Source organism: Photobacterium carnosum (assembly GCF_021236965.1).
Classification (GTDB): Bacteria; Pseudomonadota; Gammaproteobacteria; order Enterobacterales; family Vibrionaceae; genus Photobacterium; species Photobacterium carnosum.
The window spans coordinates 107,381-126,431 of the sequence record NZ_WMDN01000011.1 but is presented as its reverse complement, the minus strand read 5'-3'; the positions used below and the strand labels follow the sequence as shown (position 1 = coordinate 126,431).

The 19,051-nt window shown below is 42.8% G+C and carries 13 protein-coding genes; 3 read left to right on the top strand and 10 right to left on the bottom strand.

Translation table 11 applies throughout. The features are described from left to right. Window positions 1-154 precede the first annotated feature (154 nt). The 4 genes from GLP24_RS12110 to GLP24_RS12095 form a co-directional block, all read right to left on the bottom strand. The gene (locus GLP24_RS12110; protein ID WP_232616076.1) at window positions 155-1,168 is read right to left on the bottom strand and encodes a Fe(3+) ABC transporter substrate-binding protein; all 1,014 of its coding nucleotides are present in this window, start codon (window positions 1,166-1,168) and stop codon (window positions 155-157) included. 175 nt (window positions 1,169-1,343) lie between these two features. Next, window positions 1,344-2,573, bottom strand: coding sequence for an ammonium transporter (locus GLP24_RS12105; RefSeq protein WP_221943844.1), 1,230 nt, complete (start codon window positions 2,571-2,573; stop codon window positions 1,344-1,346). A gap of 50 nt (window positions 2,574-2,623) precedes the next feature. Further along, the gene (locus GLP24_RS12100) at window positions 2,624-2,962 is read right to left on the bottom strand and encodes a P-II family nitrogen regulator (RefSeq protein ID WP_045037357.1); all 339 of its coding nucleotides are present in this window, start codon (window positions 2,960-2,962) and stop codon (window positions 2,624-2,626) included. Window positions 2,963-3,152: 190 nt separating this feature from the next. Beyond that, window positions 3,153-3,521 carry a YacL family protein gene (locus GLP24_RS12095; protein WP_232616075.1) on the bottom strand — a complete coding sequence of 123 codons (369 nt, stop codon included), beginning with the start codon at window positions 3,519-3,521 and terminating at the stop codon, window positions 3,153-3,155. 172 nt (window positions 3,522-3,693) lie between these two features. Here GLP24_RS12095 and GLP24_RS12090 point away from each other — a divergent pair, with 172 nt between their 5' ends. Then, window positions 3,694-4,827 carry a glycerate kinase family protein gene (locus GLP24_RS12090; protein WP_232616074.1) on the top strand — a complete coding sequence of 378 codons (1,134 nt, stop codon included), beginning with the start codon at window positions 3,694-3,696 and terminating at the stop codon, window positions 4,825-4,827. A gap of 124 nt (window positions 4,828-4,951) precedes the next feature. On the opposite strand, the gene acnB is transcribed toward GLP24_RS12090, so the two are convergent. Further along, a complete protein-coding gene (gene acnB, locus GLP24_RS12085; RefSeq protein WP_232616073.1) occupies window positions 4,952-7,549 on the bottom strand; it encodes a bifunctional aconitate hydratase 2/2-methylisocitrate dehydratase in 2,598 nt (865 codons plus the stop codon). A 437-nt stretch (window positions 7,550-7,986) separates the two neighbouring features. On the opposite strand from acnB, the gene GLP24_RS12080 reads away from it, so the two are divergent. Then, window positions 7,987-9,906, top strand: a complete 1,920-nt coding sequence (locus GLP24_RS12080) for a methyl-accepting chemotaxis protein (RefSeq protein ID WP_232577795.1) — start codon at window positions 7,987-7,989, stop codon at window positions 9,904-9,906. 147 nt (window positions 9,907-10,053) lie between these two features. Here GLP24_RS12080 and lpdA read toward each other — a convergent pair whose 3' ends face one another. The 5 genes from lpdA to ampD all read right to left on the bottom strand — a co-directional run bounded on the left by lpdA (window position 10,054) and on the right by ampD (window position 17,959). Then, window positions 10,054-11,484 carry a dihydrolipoyl dehydrogenase gene (gene lpdA / locus GLP24_RS12075; protein WP_232576124.1) on the bottom strand — a complete coding sequence of 477 codons (1,431 nt, stop codon included), beginning with the start codon at window positions 11,482-11,484 and terminating at the stop codon, window positions 10,054-10,056. Between the two features lie 196 nt (window positions 11,485-11,680). Further along, window positions 11,681-13,576 carry a pyruvate dehydrogenase complex dihydrolipoyllysine-residue acetyltransferase gene (gene aceF, locus GLP24_RS12070; RefSeq protein WP_232616072.1) on the bottom strand — a complete coding sequence of 632 codons (1,896 nt, stop codon included), beginning with the start codon at window positions 13,574-13,576 and terminating at the stop codon, window positions 11,681-11,683. Between the two features lie 12 nt (window positions 13,577-13,588). Then, window positions 13,589-16,255: a pyruvate dehydrogenase (acetyl-transferring), homodimeric type gene (gene aceE / locus GLP24_RS12065; protein WP_101768554.1), complete on the bottom strand. Its 2,667-nt coding sequence runs from the start codon at window positions 16,253-16,255 to the stop codon at window positions 13,589-13,591. A 77-nt stretch (window positions 16,256-16,332) separates the two neighbouring features. Further along, on the bottom strand, window positions 16,333-17,106 hold the full coding sequence (gene pdhR / locus GLP24_RS12060) for a pyruvate dehydrogenase complex transcriptional repressor PdhR (protein ID WP_101768553.1): 774 nt from the start codon (window positions 17,104-17,106) through the stop codon (window positions 16,333-16,335). 307 nt (window positions 17,107-17,413) lie between these two features. Next, window positions 17,414-17,959, bottom strand: coding sequence for a 1,6-anhydro-N-acetylmuramyl-L-alanine amidase AmpD (ampD, locus tag GLP24_RS12055; protein WP_045037348.1), 546 nt, complete (start codon window positions 17,957-17,959; stop codon window positions 17,414-17,416). A gap of 161 nt (window positions 17,960-18,120) precedes the next feature. On the opposite strand from ampD, the gene nadC reads away from it, so the two are divergent. Beyond that, window positions 18,121-19,011 carry a carboxylating nicotinate-nucleotide diphosphorylase gene (nadC, locus tag GLP24_RS12050; RefSeq protein WP_232616080.1) on the top strand — a complete coding sequence of 297 codons (891 nt, stop codon included), beginning with the start codon at window positions 18,121-18,123 and terminating at the stop codon, window positions 19,009-19,011. Window positions 19,012-19,051: the final 40 nt, after the last annotated feature.

Here is a 19,051-nt window from a genome sequence, read left to right as displayed (position 1 = left end):
ACGTTTTTCAATATATTTAAGCCTGTAACATCAGACCACTTTGTCAGTAAATACATCACTGTAAGCAAGCATGAGAAACTATCACAACTTATTGCAAAATAGACTAAGTTAAGCTGAAAAATGGGGCTTTAAACCCCATCTATTTTGTAACTAATTACAGATCAAACTTCACTTCATCTAACAATTTAATTGCCGCTTGATGATATTGTGCCACTTGATCAAGTGATACATCATCAGCTTTAAATTCACCCCATGATGCCACTAACGCTGAACGTTTAACGCCAACTTTAACGGGATATTCATAGTTCATTTCTGCATACATTTGCTGTGCAGTGGTCGCGGTTAAAAATTCCATTAACTTAAGCGCGTTATCTTTATTTGGCGCATATTTTGCCATTGCCATACCACTGACATTAACGTGAGTACCGTTACCTTGTTGGCCGGGGAAGTTAATTTCAACCGCTTCTGCCCATGCTTTTTGGTTGGGATCATTGACCATTTTGCCGAGGTAGTAACTATTACCAATCGCGATATCACATAAGCCTTCTTTCACCGCTTGTACTTGACCGCGATCGTTACCTTGCGGCTTACGGGCTAAATTAGCTTTAACACCTTCAAGCCACGTTTTAGTTGCCGCTTCACCATTGTGAGCGATCATCGCTGAAACGAGTGAAACGTTATATGGGTGCTTACCTGAACGCGTACAAAGTTTCCCTTTCCACTCAGGTTTAGCTAAATCACTGTAATCAAAAGATGCTGGTAATTTACCGATACGATCTTTTGATGAATAAACATTACGAGAACGCAGTGTTAGTGCAAACCACTCATCTTCATTATCACGAAATTGTGCAGGAATATTAGCATCAATGACTTTGCTATCTACGGACTGAACGAGCTTCTTATCTGACAGCTCAACTAAACGACTAATATCGGTTGTTAACACTACATCTGCTGGGCTGTATTCGCCTTCTTGTTGTAGTTTTTCAGCGATACCTGCTTTAGCAAACTTAACGTTAACCTTAATGCCCGTCTCTTTAGCGAACTCATTAAACATTGGCTCAACAAGAAAAGGTTGGCGGTATGAATAGACATTGACTTCTTCAGCCGCTGTCGCGATTTGAGGTGCCGCCAAACCGAATAATACAGCAGTAGCTAAAAGTTTTTTCATTGCTAAATCCCTTAATGCAAAATGTAATGATAATGTTTCTCAATTAGATTAATGCAGATTATACGTTTTTCGTATTCGAACACAATCTAGTGGTAACATTTCATTACAAAAAAACGTCACCGCTAGCGATGACGTTTTTTTTAACTTTAATAGCACTTAAATGCAGCTGTTATTGCTATTTTACACTGACAAACTCAGGATATGCATCAACACCACAGTCATGTGAATCCATCCCTTCTAGCTCTTCATCTTCCGTTACACGAATACCAATAGTGAATTTCAATATTCCCCATACCACTAAACTTGCACCAAATACCCAACCAAAGATAACCGCGGCACCAAATAACTGAGTTAAAAAGGCGGCATCGGGATTACTTAACGGCACCATCATTAAGCCAAACAAACCACACACACCATGGACAGAAATCGCACCAACAGGATCATCAACTTTCACTTTATCAAAACCAATAATACTGAATACGACTAATGCACCAGCAACACTACCAATCGCAACTGCAGCTAATGGGGACGGTGATAATGGGTCCGCAGTAATCGCAACTAATCCCGCTAATGCACCGTTAAGAATCATAGTAAGATCAGCTTTACCCCATCGTATTTTACACACAGCAAGCGCGATAATCGCACCCGCAGCAGCGGCAGCATTAGTGTTTAAAAATATTTGACCAACCGCCGTCGCATTCTCAAAATCAGATAACATTAACTGTGAGCCACCGTTAAAGCCAAACCAACCAAACCATAAAATAAATGTACCGACAGTGGCTAATGGCATATTTGAACCGGGAATCGGATGCACTTCACCATTTTTACCGTATTTACCTTTTCGAGCGCCAAGCAGTAATACACCTGCTAATGCCGCGGCAGCACCCGCCATATGAACGATACCAGAACCTGCAAAGTCACTAAAACCCGCTTCTGAAAGGAAACCACCCCCCCATGTCCAATAACCTTCAATCGGATAAATAAAGCCGGTTAATACCACTGAAAATAATAAAAATGACCACAACTTCATACGCTCAGCAACCGCACCGGATACCACTGACATTGCGGTAGCAACAAAGACGACCTGAAAAAAGAAATCGGATTCTAAAGAGTGATCGGCGCCTTCAGCTTGAGTACCAATTAACGCGCCAAACGAGGGTAACCACCCGCCACCGCTGTTATCGACATACATAATGTTATAGCCGACTAATAAAAAAGTGGTACACGAAATAGCATATAAACAAAAGTTTTTGGTGAGTATTTCAGTGGTATTTTTTGAGCGCACTAAACCTGCTTCTAACATGGCAAAACCCGCTGCCATCCACATTACTAGTGCACCAGAAATCAAAAAGAAAAATGTATCGAGTGCATAACGTAGTTCAATTACTGTCGTTGATAATTCCATGGTAATTTTCCCTTATACCTGATATTTATGATCCTGCTTCCATGCTGCGACTAAAGTGCTTCCCTGTCTACTTCTCCTGTTCGAATACGTACCGCATGTTCAAGATCGTATACAAATATTTTGCCATCACCGATTTTTCCAGTTTGCGCAGCCTTACTGATAGCATCGACAATATCATCTAAATTTTCGGCTTGAGTGGCGATTTCTAATTTCACTTTAGGTAGAAAATCAACTTGATATTCCGCGCCACGATAAAGTTCGGTATGCCCTTTTTGACGTCCAAATCCTTTTACTTCGGTTATCGTCATCCCTTCCACACCGACAATCGCTAATGCTTCACGCACATCATCTAATTTAAAAGGCTTAATAATCGCGTTAATTATTTTCATGATTTACTCCTCACTCTCAAACTATTCCCCAATATAATTAAACAACAAACAATCATCATGCCAACTATTTAACATACTGTTTAATAAGAAAATTAAAAAACAAACCTTTAAAAACGAAAAAAGGCCGCACCATATAGGTGCAGCCTTTTCACTATCATGTAGCACTTAATGGCTATTAATAACTAACCGATTAAAAACGGGTCACAAATGCTCGCCAAGCTTCTAGTGCTTGCGCTAAATCTTCAAAACCACACACCGACATACTTTCTTCATCATAAAAATGCAGATCTTCTTCAAAATCTTCATCTTCTTCTGAAAATAAACAGTTCGCTTGAACTAAAGCTTCATTATCTTGCAAGCATAACGTCAGTTCTTCACCCATTAATCGCCATTCTTTAGTACTATTTTTCAATGCACTAATTTGGCCAATTATCATATCTATTTTGTCGACATCCTTGCCTAACTCGTCAATGATCCAACGGCCTAACACTTCGTGGCCCATTGAAAAAATGGCATGATAACTACCGTCCAAGGTATTTTTTTTAAATTCGTAATCCATACCTTTAGTACCCCATCTCAGATCATCTTAGTTGTTAACTGCTACACTGCCAGCAGAATGCGCTTGGCGCCCATTGTCAGGATCTATCATTAAAATGCAACTCATCTCTAGTAACTAAATAGTTATATCCCTTTTAATCCACTGACTCTCAATATTAAGCGGCTGATAGATTATGAAAATTATTATTGCTCCTGACTCATACAAAGAAAGCCTGACTGCAATGGAAGTGGCAACCGCGATTGAGGCTGGTTTTCGCCAAGTAATACCCGATGCTGAATACATTAAATTACCGATGGCTGATGGCGGTGAAGGCACGGTGCAATCATTGGTTGATGCCAGCAACGGCACCATTATTGAGCATCAAGTTACCGGGCCTTTAGGTGAGCAAGTACCCGCATTTTTCGGCATTATGGGCGATAGTAAAACGGCGGTTATTGAAATGGCAGCCGCATCTGGCTTGCATCTTGTTAGCCCTGATTTGCGCAATCCAATGCTCACCACCAGTTATGGTACTGGCGAATTGATTCTAGCGGCACTGGATCACGGGGTTGACCATATTATTGTTGGTATCGGTGGCAGTGCGACCAATGACGGCGGTATTGGTATGGCACAAGCACTTGGCGTTCAACTACTGGATAACAAGGGTCAAGCACTTGGTTTTGGCGGCCAAGCATTAGCACAATTGGCTAGCATCGATATCACAACGGTCGATCCTCGTCTTGCCCACATAAAATTAGAAGTCGCCTGTGATGTTGATAATCCCCTTTGCGGTAAAAAAGGTGCATCACATATTTTTGGCCCTCAAAAAGGGGCAACACCAGCAATGGTTGCCGAGCTTGATCAACACCTCGATCATTATGCCGCCATTATTAAACGTGATTTAGCTATTGATGTTAAGGATATGGCAGGAGCTGGTGCGGCGGGCGGTATGGGTGCGGCTCTGCTAGGTTTATTTAATGCCCAATTACGCTCTGGAATCGAGATTGTGATCGATGCGGTTCACTTAGGCGACATTATTAAAGATGCAGATCTGGTGATCACTGGTGAAGGCCGCATTGATAGCCAAACCATTCATGGTAAAACACCAATAGGGGTCGCACGTACTGCCAAGAAATACCATAAACCCGTAATTGGTATTGCGGGTTGTTTAAGCCAAGATTGTGGCGTGGTTTATGACCATGGTATCGATGCAGTCTTTAGTGTTGTGCCCGCTGCGATGAGTCTTGAACACGCTTTTAACAATGCGGCTGTTAATGTCGAACTAACCGCTCGAAATATCGCGGCTATATATTGTTTAGGTCGTTAATAAAATTAGTCTCAACGCGTTAATCTAGGTTAATAACAACACAGATAAAAAACAATAAAAACGCCGCGACTATTCGCGGCATTTTTTATGACATGATATTAATAAAATTTAGTTCAACAACCACTTATACAGCTTGCTGAATAATCACTTCATCCGCTTTGCTGGTGTACTCCGCCATACGATCAAAATTCAAATAACGGTAAGTATCTGCCGCCGTCGCATTAATCTGCTGAGCGTAAGTTAGGTATTCTTCCATGGTCGGAATCCGCCCTAGAATTGCCCCCACCGCGGCTAATTCCGCAGAAGATAAATACACGTTAGCGCCATTACCTAAACGGTTAGGGAAGTTACGCGTCGAGGTCGACATTACCGTCGAATTATCTTTTACTCGTGCTTGGTTACCCATACACAAAGAACATCCAGGGGTTTCAATACGCGCTCCAGCACGACCAAAAATACCGTAATAACCTTCTTCAGTAAGTTGATCTTTATCCATCTTGGTCGGTGGTGCAATCCATAATCGAGTCTCTAATTGACCGCCAAATTTCTCAAGTAACTTACCCGCCGCACGGAAATGACCAATGTTAGTCATGCACGATCCAATAAACACTTCATCAATCGCAGTGCCTGCAACCTCAGACAATAAACGCGCATCATCAGGATCATTTGGCGCACATAAAATAGGCTCTTTAATATCCGCCAGATCAATTTCGATCACGTGCGCATATTCAGCATCTTTATCTGCGGTCATTAATTCAGGATTCGCTAGCCACGCTTGCATCGCCGTCACACGACGTTCAATGGTACGACGATCGCCATAACCTTCAGCGATCATCCACTTCAACATCACGATATTTGAGTTTAGATATTCAGTGATCGACTCTGGCGACAGTTTAACGGTACAACCCGCTGCACTACGCTCAGCAGATGCATCAGAAAGCTCAAACGCTTGTTCAACCGATAAATGCTCAACCCCTTCAATCTCAAGTACACGGCCTGAGAATTCATTGATCTTGCCCGATTTTTCAACCGTTAATAGCCCTTGTTGAATCGCAAAATAAGGGATGGCATGAACCAAATCACGCAGGGTGATCCCTTGTTGCATCTCACCTTTAAAGCGCACCAAAATAGATTCTGGCATATCGAGCGGCATTACTCCTGTTGCAGCAGCAAATGCCACCAAACCAGAACCTGCGGGGAATGAAATACCTAATGGGAAACGGGTATGAGAATCGCCACCCGTACCGACGGTATCTGGCAATAACATTCGGTTAAGCCATGAGTGGATCACGCCATCTTTAGGACGTAACGCCACCCCACCACGATTCATAATAAAATCAGGTAAAGTATGGTGAGTATTAACATCAATTGGTTTTGGATACGCCGAAGTGTGACAGAAAGACTGCATCGTAAGATCTGCCGAGAAACCTAAACAGGCGAGATCTTTAAGTTCATCACGGGTCATTGGGCCGGTGGTATCTTGTGAACCGACTGTGGTCATTTTAGGCTCACAATATGTATAAGGACGAACCCCCTCAACACCACATGCTTTACCAACCATCTTTTGCGCTAAGGTATAACCTTTGCCACTGTCTTTAACTTCAACCGGACGGCGGAATACATCAGAAGCCGATAAGCCTAACGCTTGACGAGCACGATCCGTTAAGCCACGACCAATGATCAATGGAATACGACCACCAGCACGGACTTCATCAATCAATACCTCAGTTTTTAATTTAAAGGTTGAGACAACTTCATCACTATCATGACGACAAACTTGACCTTTAAATGGATAAACATCAATCACATCGCCCATTGCCAGCTTCGTAACATCAACTTCAATCGGTAAGGCTCCCGCATCTTCCATAGTATTAAAGAAGATCGGCGCGATCTTACCGCCAAGCACATAACCCCCCGCACGTTTATTAGGAACATAAGCAATATCATCCCCCATAAACCATAACACTGAGTTTGTGGCTGATTTACGTGATGATCCCGTGCCGACCACATCACCGACATACACTAATTGATGACCTTGTTGTTTAAGGGCGTCAATTTGCGTAATCGGACCAATAGTGCCTGCTTGATCAGGGGTGATCCCTTCGCGCGCAATCTTTAACATCGCTAATGCGTGCAACGGAATATCAGGGCGTGACCATGCATCTGGCGCTGGTGATAAGTCATCAGTATTGGTTTCACCACTGACTTTAAATACGGTAAGAGTGATTTTTTCAGCAAGGGCTGGCTTTGATAAGAACCACTCGGCATCCGCCCACGATTGCATGACTTGCTGAGCAAAAGTATTACCCGCTTTGGCTTTTTGCTCAACATCATAAAATGAGTCAAACATCAGTAATGTATGAGAAAGCGCAGTAACAGCAATAGGCGCAAGTTCCGCATCATCAAGTAATGATACTAATGGCTCAATATTATAACCGCCTTGCATCGTACCTAATAACTGTGCCGCTTTAGCTTTAGTGACCAGTGGTGACTGTGCTTCGCCCGTAGTGATTGCAGCTAAAAATCCCGCCTTTACATAAGCGGCTTCATCAACACCAGGTGGAATACGATTTTCTAATAGATCCAGTAGTACCGCGTCCTCACCTTGCGGTGGGTTTTTTAATAACTCAATTAGAGCGGCAACCTGTTCAGCATTTAGCGGCTGGGCAACAACCCCCTCGGCCGCACGTTCTTCGACGTGTTTACGGTAGGCTTCAAGCACGACATATTCCTCTTATATTGGCTCGACGATAACGTCGAACATCCTTGGAAGTTAAATGATCTCTCACTGATCAGTTATTGCGATTTAATCTAGAATCAACATATTAACGGTTAACTTGAGATTAAAACTGTTAAATACCATATCATTTTTAACTTAAAATTAAAATAAATCGATAATTTACAACATTAACAATAAAAATAAATACTTCCTTTCTTGCCTCAAAAATACATCTAAAAATTGATAATCAAGAAGCTAGATATTATGTGATGAATATCAACATTCTTAGTTAAGGTTGGCGATAAGTCATATTGAGCACCATAAATCACTAAAGTTTTTTCATAAATAAGCCGATATATAAATATATATTTTCATTTCACCGACCATCATTACGTAACTGCGCATGGTCTGTTCATTTGCTCATAAATATAAGCCGTTTTATGAATTACAAACATTTAAGCATTAAATCAAAGCTGATCATCGCAATAACCATGGCAGTACTCGCTTCAACGACATTAGTCAGTGTACTCAGTCAAAGCCAGGTACGAGAAGCTATTACCACTCGAATCTTGGACTTAGAATTACCCTCTATCTTGCTGCAAATTCGCAACAACGTAGAAAAAGAAGTCACTCAATTACAATCAGCTGCAGAGCAATTAGCCAATAACAGTTACGTTATCGACAGCGTGTTAGCCACCAAAGCACCCCAAGACAAAACCCGCTTAGTCAAAGAACTGCAAAATATTCAAAAACAATACCAGTTATTAGATGTCTCTATCGCTAACCGTAACAATGGCGATTACTGGAACCAAAATGGTTTTCTGCGCCAGTTAACACCACATCAAGATCAATGGTTTTTTGATGCTATCAAAATTAACAAAACTCGTAGTCTCAGTATCTTTAGAGAAAAAACAGGTGAGGTAAAACTGTTTGTTAATTATCAGCAGCCGCATGGTAATACCTTGGCGGGGTTATCTAAATCCCTCGATGATATGGCACGTTTTATTAGTCAATTTAAAATTGAACAAACTGGATTTGTCTATTTAGTCGATAGTAAAGGGACGATTAAGATCCACCGTGATAATAATAAAATGCTGGATCACAATTCAATTACGACACTATTTAATTCAACCGTTGCCGCAACCTTATTAAACAAACAAAGTTTTAGTGTCGTAGAAACCCAAAATAACAACGAAGATGTCTTTTTAGCGGCGAGTTATATTCCAGCCATGGATTGGTATGTGATTGGTGAACTTCCTAAAAAAGAAGCCTTTGCAGCCCTTACTACTATCCGTAATCAGGTTATTTTATTCACTGCCATTATTGCCGCTATCTTTATTATTATTGCGATTTTTCTAGCCAGCAGCATTACTCGTCCAATTAAAAACTTGGCGTTAATGTTTAAAGAGCTCGGTGAAGGCGATGGTGATTTACGCCACCGTTTAACCGTTGAGGGGAATGACGAAATCGCGCAATTATCATCAGGGTTTAATGGCTTTATTGGTAAGATACACAATTCAATAATCGACGTTGCAGAAACTGGCAATTCCTTACGCCAAGCAGCTGAATCTGTTGCTTCTCAAGCTCAACTTACTCTTGATAATAGCCATAGTCAGCGTGATAGAACTCTGCTGGTTGTAACAGCAATAAATGAAATGGGGGCAACGGTCAATGAAATCGCCAGTAACGCAGCCTTAGCCGCCGAATCAACCCAGCAAGCAGAACAACAAACCCATGATGGTCAACAAGTGGTGAGTGAAGCGAGAAATACCATTAATCAACTGTCATCAGATATTGGTCAAGTCAGTGATGTAATTGATTCATTGGCAAATAATACCCAATCTATTGGTAGTATTTTAGATGTGATTAGAGGGATTTCAGATCAAACAAATCTGCTAGCATTGAATGCAGCCATTGAAGCAGCACGAGCGGGAGAACAAGGTCGAGGCTTTGCAGTTGTGGCTGATGAAGTACGTAATCTTGCGAGTCGAACGGCAACTTCGACTGATGAAATTCAAACGATGATTAACCGCTTACAACAAGAAGCCTCCAATGCAGTTAGCGCAATAGAGCAAAGCCGTCAGTTATCAGACAATGGCGTATCGGCATCAGATCAAGCTTCTACTGCATTAATCTCAATTGCAGATCGTATTAGCTTAATTGCCGATATGAATACTCAGGTCGCGACCGCTACCGAAGAACAATCGATCGTGGTACGAGACATTAATTGCAATATTGAAGAGATCAATGAAACCACCCAATTAACCGCAGAAACAGCAGCGCAACTGGCTGATTCTAGCCAATCATTGCGTCAACTTTCACAGCGTTTGGATGATATGGTGGGCACATTTAAATTGTAATTATGACCACTTGATGGCTATCAGTTCTCGGAATGGTAGCTAGCAAAGATATGTTTAACAAATGAATAAAGTGATAATTAATAAAACTATCGCTAATAAAAAAGCGCCATCAGGCGCTTTTTTTATTCACAGAGCATTAAGCGAGAATTACTTGTTACGCTTTACTGCTTTTGCATTTGGCAGGTCAGTGATTGAACCTTCAAATACTTCTGCTGCAAGACCAATTGATTCATGCAATGTTGGGTGAGCGTGAATAGTTAATGCGATATCTTCCGCATCACAACCCATCTCAATCGCTAGACCAATTTCACCTAACAATTCACCACCATTAGTACCCACGATAGCACCACCAATAACGCGGTGAGTGTCTTTATCGAAGATCATCTTCGTCATACCATCAGCACAATCAGATGCGATAGCACGGCCAGATGCAGCCCATGGGAATGTTGAAACTTCGTAGTTAATACCTTCAGCTTTCGCTTCTTTCTCAGTCTTACCTACCCACGCAACTTCTGGCTCAGTGTAGGCAATTGAAGGAATAACTTTAGGATCGAAGTAGTGCTTCTTCCCTGAAATAACTTCAGCGGCTACGTGACCTTCATGCACACCTTTGTGAGCAAGCATCGGTTGACCAACAACGTCACCAATCGCATGAATGTGAGCAACGTTAGTACGCATTTGTTTATCAACGTGAATAAAGCCACGCTCATCAACATTGATACCTGCTTTCTCAGCATCGATTAGTTGACCATTTGGTACACGACCGATAGCTACTAATACTGCATCATAACGTGTAGGCTCAGCGGGTGCTTTCTTGCCTTCCATTGATACGTAGATACCGTCTTCTTTCGCTTCAACTGCTGTCACTTTCGTTTCAAGCATTAGGTTGAATTTCTTAGAAATACGCTTAGTGAAAACTTTAATGATATCTTTATCAGCTGCAGGAATAACTTGATCGAACATCTCAACAACGTCGACATCAGAACCTAGCGCATGGTAAACCGTACCCATTTCAAGACCAATGATACCGCCGCCCATAATCAGTAACTTTTCAGGTACTTCTTTAAGCTCTAGCGCATCAGTTGAATCCCAAATACGTGGGTCTTCATGTGGAATGAAAGGCAGTTTAATTGGGCGTGAACCCGCAGCAATAATTGCATTGTCGAATGTTACTGTCGTTTGACCGTCAGCACCTTCAACAACGATTGAATTAGGACCAGTAAATTTACCGTAACCGTTAACCACGTTAACTTTACGCATCTTAGCCATTCCGCCAAGACCGCCAGTAAGTTGGGTAATTACTTTATCTTTCCATAGACGGATTTTATTGATATCGGTTTGTGGCTCGCCGAAAATCACGCCATGTTCAGCCATCGCTTTCGCTTCTTCGATCACTTTCGCTACGTGAAGCAGAGCTTTTGATGGAATACAGCCGACGTTAAGACATACGCCGCCAAGAGTATTGTATTTTTCGATTATAACCGTCTCTAGACCTAAGTCTGCACAACGGAATGCCGCAGAATAACCTGCAGGGCCTGAACCCAACACTACTACCTGGGCTTTAATTTCTTTGCTCATCATGACCTCGTTGTAAGTCTTTTATCCCTAACAGGCTATCAGCTATGCTGTACTTTTTAACGCTAAATTTACCGCTAAATTAATTAACAAGTCTACAGAACCGTTAACAACATAAGAAATAAATTACCGCAGCCTGTGAGCTAAACAACAATTCCATGCCTACTTAGCGCAGGCATGGCGTTGTGGATGTGAAATCTTATAGTACCAAACGGCGGATGTCTGATAGACAACCATTTAGGTAAGTAATGAAACGTGCACCTTCAGCACCATCAATCACACGGTGATCGTATGACAATGACAATGGAAGTTGTAGACGCGGTTCAAACTCTTTACCGTTCCATACTGGCTTCATTTCAGACTTAGATACACCAAGGATACCTACTTCTGGTGCATTCACGATTGGTGTGAACGCAGTACCACCTAAGCCACCTAGGCTTGAGATAGTGAAACAGCCACCTTGCATATCAGATGCCGTTAGCTTACCAGCACGTGCTTTCTTAGAGATAGTCATTAACTCTTCAGACAGCTCGTAAATACCTTTCTTGTTCACGTCTTTAAATACAGGAACAACCAAGCCATTCGGCGTATCTACCGCGATGCCGATATTGATGTATTTCTTCAAAATCAAGCTCGCGCCATCATCAGATAGTGAAGAGTTGAATGAAGGGAACGCTTCCAGTGCTTTTGCTACCGCTTTAAGAATGAACACAAGTGGCGTGATTTTCATGCCAGTGTCTTTCTTCGCTTCGATCGCGTTTTGATCTTTACGGAATGCTTCAAGCTCAGTGATATCTGCATTATCCCACTGTGTAACGTGTGGAATCATTACCCAGTTACGGTGCAGGTTAGCGCCAGAAATCTTCTTAATGCGAGAAAGTGGCTTAACTTCTGTGTCACCAAACTTGCTGAAGTCAATCTTCGGCCAAGGTAGTAGACCCAACGCTGCGCCATCGCCTTTACCTGAAGCCGATGCTGCTGCACCAGATTCAAGACGCTTAAGTGCATCTTTAACAAAGCTTTGAACGTCTTCTTTCAGTACGCGGTTCTTACGGCCAGTACCTTTAACTTTCGCAAGGTTAACGCCAAACTCACGTGCTAGACGACGAACAACCGGTGATGCATGTGCATAATCGTTGTTTTCTTCAAAATCGCCAGTCGTTGCCGCAGGTGTTGATGCAACAGGTGCTGCCACTGGAGCAGGAGCCGCTGCTTGCGCAGGTGCTGCAACCGCTACCGCAACAGGTGCTACGCCAACAACGTCAAAGATCATGATCAATGAACCAGTAGAAACCTTGTCGCCAGTCGCGATTTTAATTTCTTTGATAGTACCTGCAAACGGTGCAGGAACTTCCATTGAGGCTTTGTCGCCTTCAACAGTAATTAAAGATTGCTCTTCTTCTACTGTATCGCCAACTGCAACCATGATTTCAGTTACTTCAACTTCGTCACCGCCGATATCAGGCACGTGAACTTCTTTTGCTGCTGCAACAGCGGGTGCTGCCGCCACAGGTGCTACTACTGCAACTGGAGCAGCTACTGCGCCAGAGCCTGCAACTTCAAAGATCATCACAAGTGAGCCAGTTGAAACTTTATCACCCGTTGCAATTTTGATTTCTTTTAGTACACCAGCGAACGGTGCAGGTACTTCCATTGACGCTTTATCGCCTTCAACAGTAAGTAGTGACTGCTCTTCTTCGATGCTGTCGCCGATAGCAACCATGATTTCAGTTACTTCAACTTCATCACCGCCGATGTCAGGCACGTGCACTTCTTTAAGTTCTGCTGTCGCTGCTGCAACAGGTGCGGCAACTGGTGCGGCAACTGGTGCCACTTCTACTACAGGGGCAGCAACCGCTGCGCCTTCAGCTTCAAAGATCATGATCAATGAACCAGTCGATACTGTGTCACCAACAACGATTTTAATTTCTTTCACAATACCCGCTTGAGAAGCAGGCACTTCCATTGATGCTTTATCGCCTTCAACAGTGATCAGTGATTGTTCTTCTTCAACCTTGTCGCCAACGCTAACAAGAATCTCAGTTACTTCAACCTCATCTGCACCGATATCAGGTACATTAATTTCGATTGTCATTATATTTGCCTCTTACGCGTATAGCGGGTTGATCTTGTCTGCGTCAATGTTGAATTTAGCGATTGCATCTGCAACAACTGAATTCTCAATGTCACCACGTTTTGCCAATTCAGAAAGTGCTGCAATAACAACGTAGCCAGCATTAACTTCAAAGTGACGACGTAGGTTAGCGCGGCTGTCTGAACGACCGAAGCCATCAGTACCCAGTACTTTAAATGACTCAGAAGGCATGAACGCGCGAACTTGTTCTGCGTAGTTCTTCATGTAGTCAGTCGCAGCGATTGCAGGCTCAGAACCCATAACCGTTGTGATGTAAGGCACTTTCTGCTCAGCTTGTGGGTGCAGCATGTTGTAACGTTCAACATCTTGACCGTCACGGGTCAATTCGTTGAATGATGTTACAGAGTAAACATCAGACGCCACACCGTACTCTTCACTAAGAATTTGAGCCGCAGCACGGACTTCATTCATGATAGTACCAGAGCTCATTAACTGAACTTTTGACGTCTCACCAGCGTAAGATTCAAGCTTGTAAATACCCTTACGGATACCCGCTTCAGCGCCTTCTGGCATGCCAGGCATCGCGTAGTTTTCATTCATTACTGTTAGGTAGTAATAAATGTTCTCTTGGTTCTCACCGTACATGCGACGAATACCGTCTTGCATGATAACCGCTAGCTCGTAAGCAAACGTTGGATCATAAGAGACACAGTTTGGCACTGTATTAGCCATGATGTGTGAATGACCATCTTCGTGTTGAAGACCTTCACCGTTCAAGGTTGTACGACCCGCAGTAGCACCTAATAGGAAGCCACGAGCTTGTTGGTCACCCGCCATCCACGCCATGTCGCCAACACGTTGGAAGCCGAACATTGAGTAGTAAATGTAGAACGGAATCATTGGTAGGTTGTTGGTGCTGTATGATGTTGCAGCAGCAACCCAAGATGCCATTGAACCTAATTCGTTGATACCTTCTTGCAGTACCTGACCTGAGTTTGCTTCTTTGTAGTAAGAAACAACGCCACGGTCTTCAGGTGTGTAAGTTTGACCCGCTGGGTTGTAGATACCCACTTGACGGAACAGACCTTCCATACCAAAAGTACGCGCTTCATCACAAATGATTGGTACGATGTTTTTACCAATATTCTTATCTTTCAATAGAATATTTAGCGTACGTACGTAAGCCATTGTGGTAGAAATTTCACGCTTTTGCTCAACCAATAAAGAAGTAAACTCTTCAAGCTCAGGCACTTTGAATTCTTGAGTAAACTTAGGGCTACGCTTAGGTGTGTAACCTAGTAGTGCCTCACGACGAGCGTGTAAGTAGTTAAACTCAGCAGAGCCTTTTTCAAGCTCTAGATAAGGCAATGATTTAATTGCTTCATCAGAAATAAGATCTTGTAGACCTAAACGATCACGTAGGTATTGAACATGGGTCATGTCCATTTTCTTCACACCGTGAGCGATGTTTTTACCTTCCGCTGCATCACCCATGCCGTAACCTTTAACAGTTTTAGCAAGAATAACAGTCGGTTTACCTTGAGTGTCTTTCGCATTCGTAAATGCAGCAAATAGTTTCGATGAATCGTGACCACCACGTTTCAGATCGAAGATTTGCTCATCTGTCATGTCAGCAACAAGTGCCGCAGTCTCAGGGTATTTACCAAAGAAGTTCTCACGTACGTAAGCGCCATCTTTAGATTTAAATGTCTGGTAATCACCATCGACAGTTTCGTTCATTAACTGAAGTAACTTACCCGTAGTGTCTTTTGCTAGTAGTGAATCCCAGTTGTTACCCCAGATCACTTTAACCACATTCCAGCCAGCGCCTTTAAATAGACCTTCTAGCTCTTGAATGATCTTACCGTTACCCATAACCGGGCCATCAAGGCGCTGTAGGTTACAGTTGATAAGGAAACATAGGTTATCTAGCTTCTCACGTGCAGCGAAAGAAATCGCACCGCGTGATTCTGGCTCATCCATCTCGCCGTCACCTAGGAACGCGTAAACACGTTGCGCTGAAGTATCTTTAAGACCGCGACCATTTAGATATTTAAGGAAACGTGCTTGGTAAATCGCAGAGATAGGACCTAGACCCATAGATACCGTAGGGAACTGCCAGAATTCAGGCATTAACTTAGGGTGTGGGTATGAAGGAATACCTTTGCCATCAACTTCTTGACGGAAGTTATCAAGCTGATCTGCGGTTAAGCGGCCTTCAACGAAAGCACGAGAGTAGATCCCTGGAGAGATGTGACCTTGGTAATAAACCAAATCGCCGCCATCAACGTCATTAGGTGCGCGGAAAAAGTGGTTAAAACATACTTCGTAGAAAGCAGAAGCAGACTGGTAAGACGCCATGTGGCCGCCTAGGTCTAAATCTTTCTTCGAGGCACGCAATACGATCATGATTGCGTTCCAACGGATGATAGAACGGATACGACGTTCTAGCGTAGTATCACCTGGGTACGCAGGTTGTTGCGCCGCAGGAATCGTATTAATGTAATTAGTATTGATGCCTGTTGCCATATCAACACCGTCTAAACGTGCTTTATCCAATACTTGCTCTAATAAGTACTGGGCGCGTTCAACACCTTCTTCACGAACTACTGATTCAAGAGCTTCTAACCAATCTTGAGTTTCCAGTACATCCAGGTCACTCTTCATGACTTCAGACATGCGATCTATCCTTTCGTTATAATCAACTAAACTAACAATGTCGCGACTTGCAGATGGCCTTTGGCTGATAAAGAACCCTAGTCAAGTCCGTCCTTGCGTTGCTGGATTCGACGGAGAGAGCGTTGACGTCTGCTATCTTCTCGCGATAAATCCAACAAAGTTTCCTCAATATAAGCCAAATGTGCATGGGATGCTTCACGCGCCTTTATAGGCTGTTTTGAAACAATCGCCTCGACAATATTGGCTCTATGTTTGCTTACCTTATCCACCACCGCTTGGTGCCGATTAAGATATTCAAAATTCTGTAATACGTTCTGTTCTAACAACGGCGCTAAGCTACGAATAATATGTAATAACACCACATTATGTGCCGACTCGGTGACCGCAATAAGATATTGCATAACCGCAGTTGCTTCGGCGGCTAAATCACCTTGTTGTTGTGCTTGCTGAATACGCACATGACAATCTTTAATACGATTAAAATCATCATCATTACCACGCAGGGCCGCATAATATGCCGCTAATCCCTCTAGCGCATGGCGCGCTTCGACTAAATCTAATTGTGTTTCTGGGTGTGCGGCTAATAAATCTAGCAATGGTTCAGAAAAACTCTTCCATAACTTCTCTGTCACAAAAGTGCCGCCACCTTGACGACGAGTCAGTAAATGTTTGGCCTCTAAACGTTGAATAGCTTCACGAACAGAGGGGCGAGAAACATCAAATTGCTTTGCTAGTTCACGCTCAGGAGGCAGTTGTTGTCCGGGGGATAATGTTCCCTCGACAATCAAACACTCAAGCTCTTTTTCGATAGCCTCACAAAGTTTGGGTTGGCGAATACGTTTATACGTCATTATGATGAATGCTTCTTATAATCAATATGATTGATAACAAAACTAACAACACGGGTAATTGGTATTACCAATTTGCTGACGTGGAAAGTTTACAGAAATAATCATGAAAGTCCACATTCAACTTGATTGAAATCATAGAACGAAGATTGTTTAACAAAAAACTCACATTAAATGCAAAGCAAAACAACAATCACACTCAAATAAAACTACAGTCAATATTTAAAACCAACACTCAACCAACTACAGCCAATAGTTATTTTTCGTTTTTTATCAATAATATACTCAGTAGTTATTAATAAATAACCGCCTACAACTGAGCTTTATAACTATGCCAATCAAACACTAATCCCGGATCAGTTTTTCGCCCCGGTGCAATAAATTCATGCCCTGTTATTCGCTGCCGAGTAATCGCAGGATACTGCTGCATGATCTTTTGGGTTAAGGTGGCTAATGTTTCATACTGACAATCCGTGAACGGCAAATAATCACAGCCTTCAAGTTCAATTCCTATCGAATAGTCATTACATTTATCTCGCCCTTCAAAGCAAGAAATCCCCGCATGCCACGCACGAGCATTGAACGGTACAAACTGAATAATGCTGCCATCACGACGAATCAAGCAGTGCGCCGATACGCGAAACTGATGAATCAATGCGAAATAAGCATGCTCATTAGGATCAAGCTGCCCCGTAAATAACTGCTCAATGTAAGGTCCACCAAACTCCCCCGGCGGCAAACTAATGTTATGTACCACCAGCAGTGAAATATCATCATCAGGGCGAGTATCACAAAATGGCGATGGCACGTGTTTAACGTTATCAAGCCAGTGATCGCGATTAATGGTTAAAGTCATATCAACCTCAAAGTAAAGAAATAGGTATCGAGTATCGATTATCGAGATAAAAATTAAAACCTCTCTCCTCGAAAACTGATTTTTTTCCCTGTATGCTTTTGCTATCACTCGCGGTAATTCACTTACCGGCAAACTCTTGCTATGGATACGACATGACAACGATGGAACAAAAACACGACAGCAGCGCTCGTCTTGCTTACCTTAAACAACAATTGCCATTAGAAATCACCCGCGCAGTTGCTGATGCCTTGCGTGAAGATTTAGGCGGTGAGATTGATGCTAACCGTGACATTACCGCCAATTTAATTGCCGCAAATAGCCACAGCACCGCCACCATTATTACCCGTGAATATGGCGTTTTTTGTGGTCAACTATGGGCTGATGAAGTGTTTGCCCAATTGGGCGCTGAAGTGGTGATTGAGTGGCAGGTTGCTGATGGTGATGTCGTCAAACCCAACCAAGTGTTATGTACCCTGAGTGGCCCGTCACGGGTGTTGCTTACTGGCGAGCGTAATGCGATGAACTTTATTCAAACCCTTTCAGGCTGCGCTACCCTTACGGCGGAATATGTTAACCAACTGCAAGGTACCAACACCCGTTTATTAGACACCCGTAAAACCATCCCCGGTTTACGCAGCGCACTTAAATATGCAGTCAGTTGTGGTGGCGGTTTTAACCATCGCATTGGCGTGTTTGATGCCTACTTAATTAAAGAAAACCACATCATGGCCTGTGGTGGGATTGAAAAAGCAATCGCCACAGCCAAGAAATTAAACCCCGGCAAACCCGTAGAAGTTGAAACCGAATCGCTAGCAGAATTAGAACAAGCGATTATTGCTGGTGCGGATATTATTATGCTCGATAATTTTTCATTAGAGATGATGCGTGAAGCAGTAAAAATTAACGCAGGTCGTGCGGCGTTGGAAAACTCTGGTGATATTACCCTGAATAATATTCGCGAATGTGCGTTAACGGGTGTAGATTATATTTCAGTCGGTGCGCTAACCAAGCATGTACGGGCAATGGATCTGTCGATGCGGTTTAGTAACTAACCACCGTCGTTTTCAACAGGGAATGCCGAACTCACCCAGT